This is a genomic window from Streptomyces sp. CC208A (assembly GCF_030010625.1).
Classification (GTDB): domain Bacteria; phylum Actinomycetota; class Actinomycetes; order Streptomycetales; family Streptomycetaceae; genus Streptomyces.
Genome location: NZ_JASCXN010000015.1, coordinates 119,798 through 134,115 on the forward strand (window position 1 = coordinate 119,798; position 14,318 = coordinate 134,115).

Consider the following 14,318-nt stretch of genomic DNA (forward strand, 5'->3'; position numbering starts at 1 on the left):
TTGTGCGGTCTACGGGCGGCCGACGGCTCCGCGCGGGGCGTGCGGCGTGCGGCGTACGGCCTGGGGCCCGGGGGCCTATGCGGCGGCGACAGCCGGGGCCGCGAGCTGCTGGGCGACGTACGCGGCGAGGTGGCCGGCCACGTTCACTCCGTGGACGGCGGAGGAGCGGGCGAATTCCGGGTTGGCGTTGACCTCGAGGACGAGGAGTTCGCCGGTGGCCCGGTTCTCGACCAGGTCCACTCCGTAGAAGCCCTCGCCGAGGGCGTCCACGACCTGGCCGCAGAGCTTCTCGATCTCGGTGGTGATGTCGACGCGCTCGACCTCGGCCCCGAGGTGGGTGTTGGTGCGCCAGTCGTCGGAGACGCGCCGGATCGCGACCACGGGCGTGCGGCCGACGACGACCACGCGCAGGTCGTGGCCGGGCTTGTCGATGTACTCCTGGACGACGACGGGGAACAGCTTCCCGCCGGCGTCGGCGGACTCGCGGCCGCCGGCCCAGGCCTCGACGCACTCGGGGCTGGTCAGCCTGGTGACTCCGCGGCCCCACGAGCCGCTGACCGGCTTCACGACCGCCGGCAGCCCGAACTCGGCCGCGAGTCCGCGGACCTGGTCGTAGCTGAAGGCGTGCCGGGTGACGGGGTGGGGGATGCCGTGCCGGGCGAAGACCAGGGACTGCAGCCCCTTGTCGTTGCACGTCTCGATGGTGGCGGCGCGGTTGAAGGTGGGGATCGCCGCGTGTTCGAGCCGGCGGGAGACGCTGATCGCGTCACGGTGGGAGAGGTTCCTGATCAGGGCGAGAGCGGGCGGGCCCGAACGGCCCGCCACCACCCCGGCCAGATCCTCCATCAGCAGCGGCTGGGCCGTCAGACCCTCGTCCCGCAGCGCCCCGAGGAGAAGTTTCTCGTCGGGCCGCAGCATGGTGACCGAGAGCAGGACCTGGGCGTCGGAGGTCACTCGCCCCAGTCCTCCTCGACCTCCGGCGCGAGGTCGAGGCGCACGCCGGCCTCGGTCTTCTCGACCACCTCGTGCTCCTGGCCGCAGGCCGTGCATTCGGTGATCTCGCCCTTTTCCCAATCCGCCTGGACCTCGAAATCGGTGTCGCAGACGAGGCACTTCGGAGGTGCGATGGAAGTGGTCATTCTTTTCTCTCCTTTATCTTTTGGGCATGCCGAAGAATCCGGACAATGACTTTTTCTGTCAGGTCGGTGGAGGCGCGTCGGTGCGGGAGTGCGGTCGGTCGGTGGTCGACGAGTCGACGAAACGTCGCGGCCGACGCCCCTGAAAGACGTGACGGACGCGGCGAAGGCGCCGTCACGGGTGTGGTGAGGTGCGCGGGAGGTCGTCCCGGGGGTCCGTGCGGGTCGGCCGTGGGCCTCGCCCGACGTCCGAACGGTCCCTGAGGGATCAGCCCCAGCCCGGGTCCGCCGGGACGCTCGTGCCGCCGGCGACGACGGAGTGGCCGGCCGGGGCGGGCGCGGCGGCGGCGCCGACGATCACCGCGGAAGCCACGGAAAAGGCGGCCACGACCTTGACGAGAATCCTCTTGAACTTCATTCCTTATTTCCCCCTGTCTGTGAGGGCGCCGACCCCTCCGGCGTCCTTGATGAAAATCCTGCACCAGGGGGAAGGTTGCGGGAAGCCGCTCCAGGCATCAGGATCATGCACTGCTGAAACCTGAAGGGGGAGGATATGTGCCGTACGCCGGCTGCCGGGGAGGCCGGAGAACACACCGAGATCTGCGAAGAGGGGCGAAGGCTCTACAGAGCCGCCCTGACCAGCGGAGCGGTCGGCAGGGACGAGGCGCCGGGGTGCCTGACGGCCCTCGGTCTCCTGACACCCTCCGGGGGTGAGCCGGGCACGCTGGTGCCCGTCCCGCCCTCGGTCGCGACCACCGCGCAGACGTACCCGATGGAGCAGGCGATCCTGGCCCAGCAGCGGAAACTGGCCGGGCTCCGCCGCGCGATCTCCCAGGTCGAGTCCATCTACCAGGAGACCCGTCACGTCGGAGAGCCCACGATCCAGCGGCTCGTCGGCGCGTCGGTGATCAGCGCGGCCCTCGACGAGGCCACGCGCGGCGCCGACAGCGAGCTGCTGACCGCGCACCCGGGAGGGAGCAGGCCCAAGGGGATCCTCGAGGAGTCCCTCAAGCGGGTCTTACTCGCGCAGGGGCGGGGGGTCGTCCAGCGCACGCTCTACCAGCACACGGTACGGAACCACGCCCCGACCCTCGAGTACATCCGGGCCGTCACCGCGGCCGGGGTCGAGGTGCGCACCCTCGACGAGGTCTTCGACCGGCTGATCGTGTGCGACCGGTCGACGGCGTTCATCCCGGACAAGGGCGGCGAGCGCAGCAACCACGCGATCGTCGTACGGGACGCGGGCGTCGTGCAGTTCTTCGTGTCCGTCTTCGAGCACGCCTGGGAGCGGGCCGAGCCGGTCTCCTTCAACCCGGACCAGCAACGGCCCTCGCTGCTCACCGAGAAGACCAGGCTGCGGGTGCTGAGGCTCATGGTCGACGGGTACACGGACGCGGCGATCGCCAGCCGTCTCGGCATGAGTACGCGGACGGTGGCGACGCACCTGAAGAAGACGTCCGACCTGCTCGGCAGCAACAGCCGGGCACAACTGGCCTACTTCCTGGCCCAGACCGGCCTCCTGGACGGCCCGCCGACCACGGGCCCCGGAGCCGCCTCGGCCTCGGCGGGCAGGACGCCGAGCGGCTGCAGCTGCGAGAAGCACGACGACGAGGACGAGGCGAACGGAGGCGAGCAGCCCGGATCCTGACCCGGCGTCACGCGAGCGCGCGTACGGGACGGACCCGCCGGGGCCGTCCCGTACGCGTCGGACCGACCCCCTCGGATCAGCGGTCCGCCCGAACGGCCCCGCCCGGCCCGGTGGTCAGGGTGCGGGCCAGGTCCAGGGTGCTGAGGACGACCATCGCGATGCCCAGCGGCACGTGGAAGGCGGGCAGGTGGGCGATGCCCAGGGCGACCTGCGCCGACGCGAGGGCGAGGAGACCGGAGGCGTACAGGACGGGCCGGGGGCTTCCGCCGCCCGGGCGCCAGGCGACCACCGCGGCCGGCACGTACAGCATCGAGGCGCCGTACATCACCCGCGATCCGACGTCGTGGGGCAGCGCGCCCGTCGGGGAGACGAGCAGGGCGCCGGCGGTGCCCGCCTGGAAGAACAGGGCCAGCGTCTGGAGGACGACCGCGGCCCTGACCACCTTGGGGAGGGCCGTGCCGCGCGGGACCGCCGCCGCCATGGTCTGTCCGGACATTCCGAGGGTCCTTTCGGGAAGGGAGGCGGGTCTCAGCGGAGGGCGAGGGAGGTCTCGGCGGTGACGTGGGCGAGCTTCTCGGGGTTGCGGACGTAGTAGAGGCCGCTGATCCGGCCGCCTTCCACGTGCATCGCCATGACACCGTCCAGTTCGCCGTCGACGAGCAGGGCGATCGCCGGGGCGCCGTTGACGACGGTGAGCTCGGTGGTGACCGTGACCTCGGCCTTGAGGGAGCCGCCGAGGTAGAAGCGGGTCACCTTGTCGGAGCCGACGATCGGACGGAGCGCGGCCCGCTTGATCCCGCCGCCGTCGCTGAGCAGGACGACCTCGGGCGCGAGCAGGTCCAGGAAGTCCTGCGGGTCGCGGGTCTCGATCGCCCGCCGGAAGGACTCCACGACCGCCCGCGCCTCCCGGGCGGAGACCGTGGTGCGGGGACGGCGGGCCTCGACGTGCTTGCGGGCCCGGTGGGCGATCTGGCGGACGGCGGCCGGAGTCTTGTCGACGGCCGCCGCGATCTCGTCGTACCCCACGTCGAAGACCTCGCGGAGGACGAAGACGGCCCGCTCGGTGGGCGTCAGGGTCTCCAGGACCAGCATCATCGCCATGGACACGGACTCGGCGAGCTCGACGTCCTCGGCCACGTCCGGCGCCGTGAGCAGCGGCTCGGGCAGCCACTGCCCGACGTAGGACTCGCGGCGGCGCTGGAGGGTGCGCAGCCGGTTGAGGGCCTGCCGGGTGGTGATGCGGACGAGGTACGCCCGCTGGTCGCGGACCTGCTCCAGGTCGACACCGGTCCAGCGGAGCCACGTCTCCTGGAGGACGTCCTCGGCGTCGGCGGCCGAGCCGAGCATCTCGTACGCCACCGTGAAGAGCAGGTTCCGGTGGGCGACGAAGCTCTCGGTCGCCGGGTCGGTGCTGTGCGCGTCGGTCATGCTCGGTCTCTCCCCGTTCCTCGGTCCGTGCGGTCCGTGCGGTCCGTGCGTTCCGTACCGGCTAGGCCGCGTGCCCGGGGGCGTCCGCCGTGCGTGCCGCGCGCTCCCGCAGCTGCCGCGGCCGGTGCTTGCCGTCCTTGAGCCAGGAGTGCGCACCGGGCTCACGGGCCTCCTCGACCAGGTGCTTGACGCCGGCCACGCAGGCGAATTCCTTGAGCCTGGCCCCCGCCCGCCCGCCGACGAAGAGTCTCATGGCGTGATCATCTTTGTGGGCGAGTTGGAAGATCGCCGCGCGACGGCCGAAGCTGAGGCACATCGCGTTGAACGCCATGTCCACGGATGCGGGGCGCCGGCCCGCGATCCGGGCCAGCACGGTGTCGGCGGCGTGCGCGCCGAGACAGCCGGCGACGTAGGCGCTCATCCGGAACGGCAGGTCCGAAGGGGCCGCGCAGTCCCCGGCCGCCACGATCCGGTCGTCGTCGACGCTGGTGAGGGTCTCGTCGGTGAGCAGCCGCCCGGCGCCGTCGGTGCTCAGGCCGCTGCGTACGGCCAGGTCGGGCACGCCGAAACCGGCCGTCCAGACGGCGAGCGCGCCGGACACCCTACGGCCGTCCGCGAGGCGGACGGTTCCGGCCGTCACCTCGGTGACCTTCGTGCCGGGCCCGTCGAGCACGGTGACGCCGAGGGCGGCGAACCGCCGGGCGGCCGCGCGCCGCGCCCTGGGGTGCAGACAGGGGCCGAGGACCCCGCCGCAGACCAGCGTCACCGGGCGGCCGCCCTCGGCGAGTTCGGCGGCGGTCTCGATGCCGGTGGGCCCGCCGCCGACGACGGTGACCGGCGCCCCGGCGGGCAGGGCCGCGACGGCGGTACGCAGCCGCTCGGCCGACTCCAGTTCGGCGACGTGGTGGGCGTGCTCGGCGGCACCGGGCACCTCGGGGCGCGCGACGGTGCTGCCGACCGCGTACACCAGGTGGTCGTACGCGAGCGCCGCACCCGACTCCAGGGTCACCACGCGCGCGTGGGCGTCGATCCGTTCCACGGAGCCGACGACGAGACGGACCCGCTCCGCGAGCACCTCCTTGTACCGGGCGAGCGCGGTGTGGCTGCCGCCGACCAGCTGGTGGAGGCGGAGCCGGGCGACGAACGACGGGCGCGGGTTGATCAGGGTCACGTGCACGTCGTCGCGCGGGGTGAGCCGGTTCGCGGCCATGACCCCGGCGAATCCGCCGCCGATCACGACCACTTCGGTGATGCCGCTCATGGTCTCTCCTCCGTCGTCAGGGGGTTCGACCTCAAGACACCGCGGGGTCGTCGCCTGTGACAGGGGTGTGACGGGGATCACCGGATGAGGGGCGCGGGGGCGGGGCGCGGCTGAGCCGGACGGGTGGTGTTCATCGGAAGAACTGCGCGGACACGGCGTCGCTCCGCCGGAAACCAGGGCCCGTACAGATCATGAGAAAGGTATGTAAAGCGCGCAACTCGGAATGAACCATCCGGGGAGCGCCGTACAGAACGCCGCGCAGAACCACGCCGTACAGAACCACGCCGCGCAGAACGCCGTACACGCACGAGAAAGTGAGGGGCCATGGCCGCCGCCAAGATCAAGCAGTTCTGGACCGCCTTCATCTCCGTCCTCTTCGCCCTCCTCGCCTCCGTCGGCCTGGCCGCCCCGGCCGCCGCCCACCGCCAGGCCCCGGTGACCCAGCCCGAGGAGCCGGCCACCCCCGCCGCCCCCGCTCCCGCCGTCGCCGTCGAGGAGCGCGCCGCGACCGTCGTGCACCAGAGGCGCGCGGAGCCCTGGTACCCCGTCCCGCAGGGCTCGCTGCCGCCCACCATCAAGCAGCGCATCGCCGCCGAGGCCCACGGCTCCTCGCCCTCCACCCGGCACCCCCGCGCCACCGCCCCGCTCACGAGCGACCCGGTCGCGCTGACGGAGCTGGCGCTCGCGACGGCGGCCTAGGGTGCGGGGAGCGTACAAAACCTCCCTCCCCGCCCCCCGGCACCCCGGCCCGTCCGGAACGGAAGAGCCGGAACAGAGGAACCGGAACAGAAGAAACCGGAACGGAAGAACCGGAACGGAAGAAGCCGGCGGAACGGCTCCAGGTCAGCGGCGCTCGTCCGGCTCCGTGGACTCGGTCTCCGTCTCCTCCTCGATCCCGGACATCGTCCCGGTCTCGACCTCGACGTCACCCCCGGACTCCGTGACCACACCCGTACCGGCCTCGGCCTCCGCGCCCGTGAACACCTCCGACGCGGACGGCATCCCCGAGCCCTCGTCCACCTCCGTGGGAGCCGGCGGCTCGACCAGCCAGTCGGGATTGGCCTGCCTGTCCCACCACTTCCACGCGGCGAACGCACAGCCCGCCAGCACGCCGAACACGGCGAGCCCCTTGACGAGACGCCCGGCCCTGGCCCGGCGCTCGTGCCTCCTCACGATCTTCCGGACGTCGTCCGGCGTCACCCGACCGCACAACGCGGCCCAGGCGGCCGTGGAACGCGCCCCCGCCTCCTCGAACACGGGGCCGGTCACGGCGACCGCGTGCTCGACACGCGGAGCGGTGTAGTCGGCCACCTGATGGGCGACCGAGCGGGTCCGGGCCGCGGCGCGATGCGCGGCCTCGTCGATCCCCGGCGGCACATGAGGCGCCACGTGCGCCGCGTACTGCGCGCGTGCCTGCCGAGCGGCGCTCGACACCTTGGGTGCGAGCCGCACCCGCGCCTCGTGCGCATAGTGCGCGGCCTGGTCCTTGGCCGTGCCGGCGTACGGCGCCACCACGTCCGCGGCGTGCAGGACGCTCTCCTTCGCCGAATCCGTCGCGGCGCGCACGCTGTCCATGCGAGTCACGGGTTCCTCCTCCTCGGTGGCGAGCGATATCGGTTCTTCGCCTTTCCATCCTTTTCGGCATCATGCCTCCCGAATCGCCCCCCGGCATGCGGGGCGGGCATCCGGGGCATACGGGCACACCGGAGCCGCGGAGCCGCGCCTGTGGAAAGCAGGGCGGAAAGCAGGGAGCCGCGCATGCCGGAGGGCGCGGCCGGGCATGCGAGGATCGACGTGCCAGAGCCGCAGGCGCGTGAGGCGTTCCGCTCCGCGGCGTGACGCACGACCAGGGAGGGAAGGCGGACCGTGGCCATGCCGTACGCGATCCTCAAGACCAGCGCGGGCGACATCGAGGTGCGCCTGCTGCCGTTCCACGCGCCGAAGACGGTGCGGAACTTCGTCGAACTCGCCACCGGCGAGCGCGAGTGGACCCACCCCGGCACCGGGCAGGTCTCCCGGAGCCCCCTCTACGACGGCACGGTCTTCCACCGGGTCATCGGGGACTTCATGATCCAGGGCGGCGACCCGCTGGGCACCGGCACCGGCGGCCCCGGCTACGAGTTCGCCGACGAGTTCCACCCCGAGCTGTGGTTCGACCGCCCGTACCTGCTGGCGATGGCCAACGCGGGGCCCGGCACCAACGGCTCCCAGTTCTTCATCACGGTCGGCCCCGCGACCTGGCTCAACCGCAAGCACACCATCTTCGGCGAGGTGGCCGACCCCAAGAGCCGTGCCGTCGTGGACGCCATCGCGGCGGTCCCCACCGACCCGCAGACCCAGCGGCCCCTGGAGGACGTCGTGGTCGAGTCCGTGGTGATCGAGCAGCGCTGACCCGGAAGGACGGCACCCGCCCATGGACGCGCAGTCCGGACTCCCGCACTGCTACCGCCACCCCGGCACCGAGACCGGCATCCGCTGCACCCGCTGCGAGAAGCCCATCTGCCCGGAGTGCATGATCTCCGCCTCCGTCGGCTTCCAGTGCCCCGACTGCGTCCGCAGCGGCTCGGGCACCGGCCACGCCGCCGGCGCCAACCAGGCGAGGACGCTCGCCGGCGGCCGGGTCAGGAACGACGACCGGCTGATCACCAAGATCCTCATCGGGATCAACGTGCTCGTCTACGTCCTCGTCCTGATCGGCGGGGACCGGCTCGTCGCCGAGCTCTCCCTGATCGGCCGCGCCTTCGATCCGCTGCTCGTCGAGAACGTGGGGGTCGCGGACGGCGAGTGGTACCGGCTGCTCACCGCCACGGCCCTGCACCAGGAGCCGTGGCACATCCTCTTCAACCTGATCGGCCTGTGGGTGATCGGAGGGATCGTCGAGCCCGAGCTGGGCCGCTCCCGGTACGCGCTGCTCTGCCTGCTCTCCGGCCTGGCCGGCTCGGTCCTCGCCTATGCCGTCGCCGCCCCGAACCAGCCCTCGCTGGGGGCCTCGGGCATCGTCTACGGCCTGATCGGCGCATGGGTGGTGCTGGCCCGCCGGCGGCGTCACGACATGAGGCCGGTGGCCCTCTTCGTGGCCCTCTCCCTGCTGCTGACGTTCACCCGTCCGGGGATCTCCTGGGAGGCGCACATCGGCGGACTCGTGGCCGGCCTGCTGGTGACGTACGTCTTCGTGCACGCGCCCCGGGACCGCCGGAACCTCGTGCAGTACGGCGCCTGTGGACTGCTGCTGCTGATCGAGGTGGGCGTGGCGATGGCCCGCACGGCGGCGCTCACCTGAGCACACAGGGCTGTGGACGAGCTGCCCCCTTGAGCTTTCCCCAGAGTTATCCACAGTGTGTGGCGATCTCTCCCCGTGGAGTGAGGACAGACTGAGCCCCCTACCTCTGACCTGGGATTTCTCCCGAGGGGTAGGGGGGCTCTGGTCTGCTGTGGGGCGGCGCTCGCAGTCATACCGGCGTCAACCCGGCGTGAGTTATCCACAGATCTTCTTAAGTTATCCAGTGCTGTGCACAACGCTGTGGATAAGTTAAGGGGTGAGCTTGACGGCAGGCGGGCCGACCCACTAGGCGCCGCTAAGACGCTCACTTCCACTGTGTGGAGACGCCGAAGCCGGCCGCGATGAAGCCGAAGCCGACCACGATGTTCCAGTTCCGGAGCGATTGGACCGGAAGAGAACCGTCGGTGACGTAGAAGACCACGATCCACACCAGACCGATGGCGAACAGGGCCAGCATCACCGGCGCGACCCAGCTGCGGTTCGTCAGCTTGATGTTGGCGGCCTGCTTCGTCGGCGGAGGCGTGTAGTCGGCCTTCTTGCGGATCCGTGACTTCGGCACGAGGGACTCTCCTGTCGATGCGCTGCGTGACCGCGCAGGGAACTGTGACTGTCGGCCGGGATGTGACGTAGCAGGTCGACTGCGCCCCCCGGGCGTCCGTTAGCGTAGTGGTTCCGCGGCGCAGAAGGGGATCAGGGTACGTTGAGCAATTCCGCCGACACTCCGGGCGACCCCTCCGCGGGGCAGGGCCGCCCCACCGGATGGCGTCCCGCCCGGCTGCTGACCCTCACCGTCTTCGCCCTCGCCGGGCTGATCTTCGTCACCAGCTTCAACACCGCCAAGGGCACCAACATCCGCACGGACGCCTCCCTCCTGAGGCTCTCCGACCTCATCGAGGAACGCAGCCACAAGAACGCCGGGCTCGACGAGGTCACCGCCGCCCTGCGTGGCGAGGTCGACTCCCTCGCCGCCCGCGACAACGGCTCCACGGACGCCGAGGACCAGCGCCTCAAGGCCCTGGAGGCCACCGCCGGCACCGAGGACGTCTCCGGCCCCGGCCTCACCGTCACCCTGAACGACGCCCCGCCCGGCGCCCAGGCCGCCCCCGGCTACCCGGAGCCGCACGCCAACGACCTGGTCATCCACCAGCAGGACCTCCAGGCCGTCGTCAACGCCCTGTGGGCGGGTGGCGCCGAGGGCATCCGCGTCATGGACCAGCGGCTGATCTCCACCAGCGCGGTCCGCTGCGTCGGCAACACCCTCATCCTCCAGGGCCGCGTCTACTCGCCTCCCTACAAGATCACCGCCGTCGGTGACCGGGGAAGGATGGAGAAGGCCCTCGCCGACTCCCCGGCCCTCCAGAACTACCAGCTGTACGTGAAGGCCTACGGGCTCGGCTGGAAGGTCGACGACCACAAGGAGATCACCCTCCCCGGCTACACCGGCGCGGTCGACCTCCACTACGCGAAGCCCGCGGCCTGAGCCGGGGGCCGCCGCAGGTTGTCCACAGGCTTTGGACAGCATCCCCCCGACGGGGCCCTCGCCCCGTACTCTGGTGGCCGTAACGAACGGAAGGGGCGAACGACGTCATGTACGGCTGGATCTGGCGGCACCTGCCGGGGAACGCGTTCGTGCGGGCGCTGATCTCCGCCGGACTGGTCCTCGGGATCGTCTACGTCCTCTTCCAGTACGTGTTCCCCTGGGCGGAGCCTCTGCTTCCGTTCAATGATGTGACGGTGGACGGCCAGTGAGCGCGCGAATTCTCGTCGTCGACAACTACGACAGCTTCGTCTTCAACCTCGTGCAGTACCTGTACCAGCTCGGCGCCGAGTGCGAGGTGCTCCGCAACGACGAGGTGGAGCTGAGCCACGTCCTGGGGGTCCCCCCGGCGAAGCCAGGGGGAGGCTTCGACGGCGTGCTGCTGTCGCCGGGTCCCGGCTCCCCCGAGCAGGCCGGGGTCTGCGTCGACATGGTGCGGCACTGCGCCGCCACCGGGGTGCCGGTCTTCGGCGTCTGCCTCGGCATGCAGTCGATGGCCGTGGCCTACGGCGGCGTCGTCGACCGCGCCCCCGAGCTGCTGCACGGCAAGACCTCGCCGGTCGTCCACGACGGCAAGGGGGTCTTCGCGGGCCTCCCCTCGCCGTTCACGGCCACCCGCTACCACTCGCTCGCCGCCGAGCCTGCCGCCCTGCCGGCCGAGCTCGAGGTGACCGCGCGGACCGAGGACGGCATCATCATGGGCCTCCGTCACCGCGAACTCCCCGTCGAAGGCGTCCAGTTCCACCCCGAGTCGGTGCTCACCGAGCACGGTCACCTGATGCTCGCCAACTGGCTGGAGCAGTGCGGAGACGAGGGAGCGGTCGGCCGGTCGGCGGGGCTCGCGCCGGTGGTGGGCAAGGCCGTCGCGTGACCACGGGCTCGCCGTGGTTCCGGGCCCCCGAGCAGCCCGGCACCGAGCCGATACCCGGGGGGCGCGGCCCCGGCCCGTACGAGCAGGGTCGGCAGAGCCCGTACCCGTATCCGTACGAGAACGGGGGCGGCACCGGCACCCACACGGGCGCCGGCACCGGCGGCGGCCAGGCGTACGGGTACGAGGCGGCGCCCCCGGCCTACGAAGCGCCTCAGGAGGCCGCGTACGAGCCCGTACGCGAGCCGTACGGGGCCGGGGAGACCCAGGAGCTGCCGGAGGTCGCCGAGGAGGCTCCGCGGCCCGTGGAGCCCCTTCCCGGGCCCGGACGGGCCGAGCGGCGCCGCGCCGCCGCCAAGCAGGGCCGCGGCAAGGGCCGCCGTCCCGCCGCCCCGGCACCCGCGGCCGAGCCCGAGCGGCCGCTGTCGCGGGTCGAGGCCAGGCGCGCCGCCAGGGAGGCCAAGGCCGCCAAGGACAGCCTCGGTGTCGTCGTCGGCGAGCTGTTCATCACCCTCGGCGTCGTGATGCTCCTCTTCGTCGCCTACCAGCTGTGGTGGACCAACGTCCTCGCCGGCCAGGAGCGCGACCAGGTCAAGGAGCGGATCGAGGACACCTGGGCGAGGGGCGGGCAGGACGACGGCGAGGACAAGCCGGACGTCTTCGCGCCCGGCGAGGGCTTCGCCATCATGTACATCCCCAAGCTGGACGTCGTCGTCCCCGTCGCCGAGGGCATCAGCAAGTCGAAGGTCCTCGACAAGGGCATGGCCGGCCACTACAGCGAGGGCAACCTCAAGACCGCCATGCCCTCCGACAAGGAGGGCAACTTCGCGGTCGCCGGTCACCGCAACACCCACGGCGAACCGTTCCGCTACATCAACAAGCTCAAGCCGGGCGACCCGATCGTCGTCGAGACCCGGGACGCCTACTACACCTACGAGATGGCGAGCATCCTGCCGCAGACCTCCCCGTCGAACGTCTCCGTCATCGACCCCATCCCCAAGGGCTCCGGCTTCACCAAGCCCGGCCGGTACATCACGCTGACGACCTGCACGCCCGAGTTCACCAGCACCTACCGCATGATCGTCTGGGGAAAGCTGGTCGAGGAGCGCCCGCGCAGCGAGGGAAAGCCGCCCGCGCTCGTAGGCTGAGACCCCACACCTCCAGAAGGGACGAGGGCCGACCCAGTGTCACGCGCGCGCACCCGGATCGCCGGGCTCATCAGCGTCTTCGGCGAACTCCTCATCACAGCCGGCCTCGTGCTCGGACTCTTCGTCGTCTACTCGCTGTGGTGGACGAACGTCCTCGCCGACCGCGCCGCCGACAAGGAGGGCGCGCAGGTCCGCGGCGAATGGGCCGACCCGGGCCCCGGCGCCCTCGACACCAAGGGCGGCCTCGGCTTCCTCCACGTCCCCGCCTTCGGCGAGGACGAGATCCTCGTGAAGCGGGGCACCGGCAGTTCCGTCCTGAACAACGGCGTCGCCGGCTACTACACCGAGCCGGTCGCCTCGGCCCTCCCGCAGGACAAGGAGGGCAACTTCACGCTCGCCGCCCACCGCGACGGGCACGGCGCCAAGTTCCACAACATCCACAAGTTGAAGAACGGCGATCCGATCGTCTTCGAGTCCAAGGACACCTGGTACGTCTACAAGGTCTACAAGACCCTCCCGGAGACCACGAAGTACAACGTGGACGTCCTCCAGCCGGTCCCCGAGGAGTCAGGGAAGACGAAGCCCGGGCGGTACATCACCCTCACCACCTGCACCCCCATCTACACCTCGGACTACCGGTACATCGTGTGGGGGGAACTGGCCCGGACGGAGAAGGTCGACGCGGAGCGGACGCCTCCGGCGGAGCTTCGAGAGTGACAAGCTGTCACGCTAACTGAGGTCCTTGAAGGACCTCAGTGGCGACAGACCCTCTTAAAGAGAGTCTGTCGCTAACATGGCTGAGGCCCGAAGTCGCAACTTTGCCTTGCGACTTCGGGCCTTCTGGCTACCTGTGGACAACTCCAGCTACTGGAGGACTGGCAGGGGGACGCCTGCGCTCCACTTCTCCAGAGCGGTGCGGTCCACGACGGTCACGCCGTGCTCGTCGGCGATCGTGCGGGCGTCGGGCGTGAAGGCGGTGGTGGCGACGAAGAGGGCCACGTCCGCCCGATGCTGGACGAAGGACGCCCCGAGGAACTTCTGCAGCTCACCGCTCCACACGGGCCGGTAGGGCGCGAAGCTCTTGCACTGCACGACGACGCTGCGGCCGTCGGCAGTGACGGCGGTGACGTCCACGCCCCGGTCGCCGTGTCCCCCGTGGACGACGACGTCCGTGCACCCGTCGCGGCGGAGCAGGACGGCGACGTGGTGCTCGAACTCGCGCCAGTTCATGCCGTCGATGGACGCCATGACCCCGGTGTACGGGCGCGGGCCCTGCACGCGTTCGAGATGCCGGAGCCGGAACTCGTGGTCGCCTACCCGCCGCTCGATCCGCTGCACGTCCTCCCGGAGGGAGATCAACTCCCTGCGGTGCTCGCCCGAGGTCTCGATGAGGGCGTTGAGCATCGGGACGACGGCTTTGCCGAGGATGTGGGTGATGCGCTCGTCGACGCGGTCATAGAGAGACAGGCTGTCTCCCTTTCCCGGTGGGTTGTCCACAGGCCGCTGGGTGCGTGCTGCGTACTCCATATCAAGGAGGTACGTACGCACCTGACGTGCGACTTCGCTGTCCCGGAGCAGCATGGCGATGTTGAGGACTGTCCGTCGGGAGTACAGGGCCAGGGCCCGTGACCGGGACTGAATCCCACTGACCTCCTTAAAGGAGGTCAGTTCTGAACCTGACAAAACCCGATAGCCGTTGGCCTCCATCTCGGCCCTGTGGTCCACGACGACAGACTCGATGGCCTTGAGGCCCACTTCGAAGTACACCGCCACCATCGCCGTCGTCACGTGCATCCCGTCCGGCAGCAGCGACAGTGTCTTGACCTTGTCGAGTGCTTCCGTCCGGCCGACGACGCCGCTCCGCAGCGTCCTCGATTCCATCAATGCGGCTTCGTTGATCACGTTCGTGTCCTCCGCTCTCGTTGTGATGCTACGTCGAGGCGGAGCCCTGCTCACCCTGGTCCCCACCCCACCCTCTCCAACGAGTCAGGACATATGAAGACACGACCGAA

General features: G+C 70.7%; 18 protein-coding genes. 9 read left to right on the forward strand and 9 right to left on the reverse strand.

Features of this window, described 5'->3' with window-relative positions; translation table 11 throughout:
• Window positions 1-75 precede the first annotated feature (75 nt).
• From QK442_RS18400 to QK442_RS18410, 3 genes are all read right to left on the reverse strand, one after another.
• The gene (locus QK442_RS18400; protein WP_282695044.1) at window positions 76-954 is read right to left on the reverse strand and encodes a RimK family alpha-L-glutamate ligase; all 879 of its coding nucleotides are present in this window, start codon (window positions 952-954) and stop codon (window positions 76-78) included.
• Window positions 951-1,139 (reverse strand): lysine biosynthesis protein LysW, encoded by a 189-nt coding sequence (locus tag QK442_RS18405; protein WP_282695045.1) that lies wholly within the window; start codon window positions 1,137-1,139, stop codon window positions 951-953. The genes QK442_RS18400 and QK442_RS18405 overlap by 4 nt, the downstream gene beginning before the upstream one ends.
• A gap of 265 nt (window positions 1,140-1,404) precedes the next feature.
• Window positions 1,405-1,554, reverse strand: a complete 150-nt coding sequence (locus QK442_RS18410; protein WP_282695046.1) for a hypothetical protein — start codon at window positions 1,552-1,554, stop codon at window positions 1,405-1,407.
• Window positions 1,555-1,689: 135 nt separating this feature from the next.
• Between QK442_RS18410 and QK442_RS18415 the strand changes: the two genes are divergently transcribed.
• On the forward strand, window positions 1,690-2,784 hold the full coding sequence (locus tag QK442_RS18415) for a LuxR C-terminal-related transcriptional regulator (protein ID WP_282695047.1): 1,095 nt from the start codon (window positions 1,690-1,692) through the stop codon (window positions 2,782-2,784).
• Between the two features lie 76 nt (window positions 2,785-2,860).
• Here the strand turns inward: QK442_RS18415 and QK442_RS18420 are convergent, their stop codons facing one another.
• The 3 genes from QK442_RS18420 to QK442_RS18430 all read right to left on the reverse strand — a co-directional run bounded on the left by QK442_RS18420 (window position 2,861) and on the right by QK442_RS18430 (window position 5,473).
• Window positions 2,861-3,280: a hypothetical protein gene (locus QK442_RS18420; protein ID WP_282695048.1), complete on the reverse strand. Its 420-nt coding sequence runs from the start codon at window positions 3,278-3,280 to the stop codon at window positions 2,861-2,863.
• A 32-nt stretch (window positions 3,281-3,312) separates the two neighbouring features.
• Window positions 3,313-4,212 carry an RNA polymerase sigma-70 factor gene (locus QK442_RS18425; protein WP_282695049.1) on the reverse strand — a complete coding sequence of 300 codons (900 nt, stop codon included), beginning with the start codon at window positions 4,210-4,212 and terminating at the stop codon, window positions 3,313-3,315.
• A 61-nt stretch (window positions 4,213-4,273) separates the two neighbouring features.
• A complete protein-coding gene (locus tag QK442_RS18430; protein ID WP_282695050.1) occupies window positions 4,274-5,473 on the reverse strand; it encodes an FAD-dependent oxidoreductase in 1,200 nt (399 codons plus the stop codon).
• Window positions 5,474-5,797: 324 nt separating this feature from the next.
• Here QK442_RS18430 and QK442_RS18435 point away from each other — a divergent pair, with 324 nt between their 5' ends.
• Window positions 5,798-6,172: a DUF6344 domain-containing protein gene (locus tag QK442_RS18435; protein WP_282695051.1), complete on the forward strand. Its 375-nt coding sequence runs from the start codon at window positions 5,798-5,800 to the stop codon at window positions 6,170-6,172.
• Between the two features lie 144 nt (window positions 6,173-6,316).
• Here the strand turns inward: QK442_RS18435 and QK442_RS18440 are convergent, their stop codons facing one another.
• Complete coding sequence (locus QK442_RS18440; RefSeq protein ID WP_282695052.1) at window positions 6,317-7,057, reverse strand: DUF5324 family protein; 741 nt, start codon at window positions 7,055-7,057, stop codon at window positions 6,317-6,319.
• Window positions 7,058-7,345: 288 nt separating this feature from the next.
• On the opposite strand from QK442_RS18440, the gene QK442_RS18445 reads away from it, so the two are divergent.
• Together QK442_RS18445 and QK442_RS18450 are read left to right on the forward strand one after the other, a co-directional pair.
• Window positions 7,346-7,864 carry a peptidylprolyl isomerase gene (locus QK442_RS18445; protein ID WP_282695076.1) on the forward strand — a complete coding sequence of 173 codons (519 nt, stop codon included), beginning with the start codon at window positions 7,346-7,348 and terminating at the stop codon, window positions 7,862-7,864.
• 22 nt (window positions 7,865-7,886) lie between these two features.
• Entirely contained in the window at window positions 7,887-8,753 is an 867-nt protein-coding gene (locus QK442_RS18450; protein WP_282695053.1) for a rhomboid family intramembrane serine protease, read from the forward strand.
• Window positions 8,754-9,057: 304 nt separating this feature from the next.
• Here the strand turns inward: QK442_RS18450 and crgA are convergent, their stop codons facing one another.
• Window positions 9,058-9,312 (reverse strand): cell division protein CrgA, encoded by a 255-nt coding sequence (gene crgA / locus QK442_RS18455; RefSeq protein ID WP_282695054.1) that lies wholly within the window; start codon window positions 9,310-9,312, stop codon window positions 9,058-9,060.
• 141 nt (window positions 9,313-9,453) lie between these two features.
• Between crgA and QK442_RS18460 the strand changes: the two genes are divergently transcribed.
• From QK442_RS18460 to QK442_RS18480, 5 genes are all read left to right on the forward strand, one after another.
• On the forward strand, window positions 9,454-10,233 hold the full coding sequence (locus QK442_RS18460) for a DUF881 domain-containing protein (RefSeq protein ID WP_282695055.1): 780 nt from the start codon (window positions 9,454-9,456) through the stop codon (window positions 10,231-10,233).
• Between the two features lie 107 nt (window positions 10,234-10,340).
• Window positions 10,341-10,502, forward strand: coding sequence for a hypothetical protein (locus QK442_RS18465; protein WP_282695056.1), 162 nt, complete (start codon window positions 10,341-10,343; stop codon window positions 10,500-10,502).
• Window positions 10,499-11,161, forward strand: a complete 663-nt coding sequence (locus tag QK442_RS18470) for an aminodeoxychorismate/anthranilate synthase component II (RefSeq protein ID WP_282695057.1) — start codon at window positions 10,499-10,501, stop codon at window positions 11,159-11,161. The genes QK442_RS18465 and QK442_RS18470 overlap by 4 nt, the downstream gene beginning before the upstream one ends.
• Window positions 11,158-12,306 (forward strand): class E sortase, encoded by a 1,149-nt coding sequence (locus QK442_RS18475; RefSeq protein ID WP_282695058.1) that lies wholly within the window; start codon window positions 11,158-11,160, stop codon window positions 12,304-12,306. The genes QK442_RS18470 and QK442_RS18475 overlap by 4 nt, the downstream gene beginning before the upstream one ends.
• A gap of 36 nt (window positions 12,307-12,342) precedes the next feature.
• Window positions 12,343-13,023: a class E sortase gene (locus QK442_RS18480; protein ID WP_282695059.1), complete on the forward strand. Its 681-nt coding sequence runs from the start codon at window positions 12,343-12,345 to the stop codon at window positions 13,021-13,023.
• A 147-nt stretch (window positions 13,024-13,170) separates the two neighbouring features.
• Here QK442_RS18480 and QK442_RS18485 read toward each other — a convergent pair whose 3' ends face one another.
• Window positions 13,171-14,208, reverse strand: coding sequence for a restriction endonuclease (locus QK442_RS18485; RefSeq protein WP_282695060.1), 1,038 nt, complete (start codon window positions 14,206-14,208; stop codon window positions 13,171-13,173).
• Between the last annotated feature and the right edge of the window lie 110 nt (window positions 14,209-14,318).

Coding starts and splice junctions, on each gene's coding strand:
- QK442_RS18405 (WP_282695045.1), bottom strand. CDS start 1,139: ATGACCACTTCCATCGCACCTCCGAAGTGCCTCGTCTGCGACACCGAT.
- QK442_RS18410 (WP_282695046.1), bottom strand. CDS start 1,554: ATGAAGTTCAAGAGGATTCTCGTCAAGGTCGTGGCCGCCTTTTCCGTG.
- QK442_RS18415 (WP_282695047.1), top strand. CDS start 1,690: ATGTGCCGTACGCCGGCTGCCGGGGAGGCCGGAGAACACACCGAGATC.
- QK442_RS18420 (WP_282695048.1), bottom strand. CDS start 3,280: ATGTCCGGACAGACCATGGCGGCGGCGGTCCCGCGCGGCACGGCCCTC.
- QK442_RS18425 (WP_282695049.1), bottom strand. CDS start 4,212: ATGACCGACGCGCACAGCACCGACCCGGCGACCGAGAGCTTCGTCGCC.
- QK442_RS18430 (WP_282695050.1), bottom strand. CDS start 5,473: ATGAGCGGCATCACCGAAGTGGTCGTGATCGGCGGCGGATTCGCCGGG.
- QK442_RS18435 (WP_282695051.1), top strand. CDS start 5,798: ATGGCCGCCGCCAAGATCAAGCAGTTCTGGACCGCCTTCATCTCCGTC.
- QK442_RS18445 (WP_282695076.1), top strand. CDS start 7,346: ATGCCGTACGCGATCCTCAAGACCAGCGCGGGCGACATCGAGGTGCGC.
- QK442_RS18450 (WP_282695053.1), top strand. CDS start 7,887: ATGGACGCGCAGTCCGGACTCCCGCACTGCTACCGCCACCCCGGCACC.
- QK442_RS18465 (WP_282695056.1), top strand. CDS start 10,341: ATGTACGGCTGGATCTGGCGGCACCTGCCGGGGAACGCGTTCGTGCGG.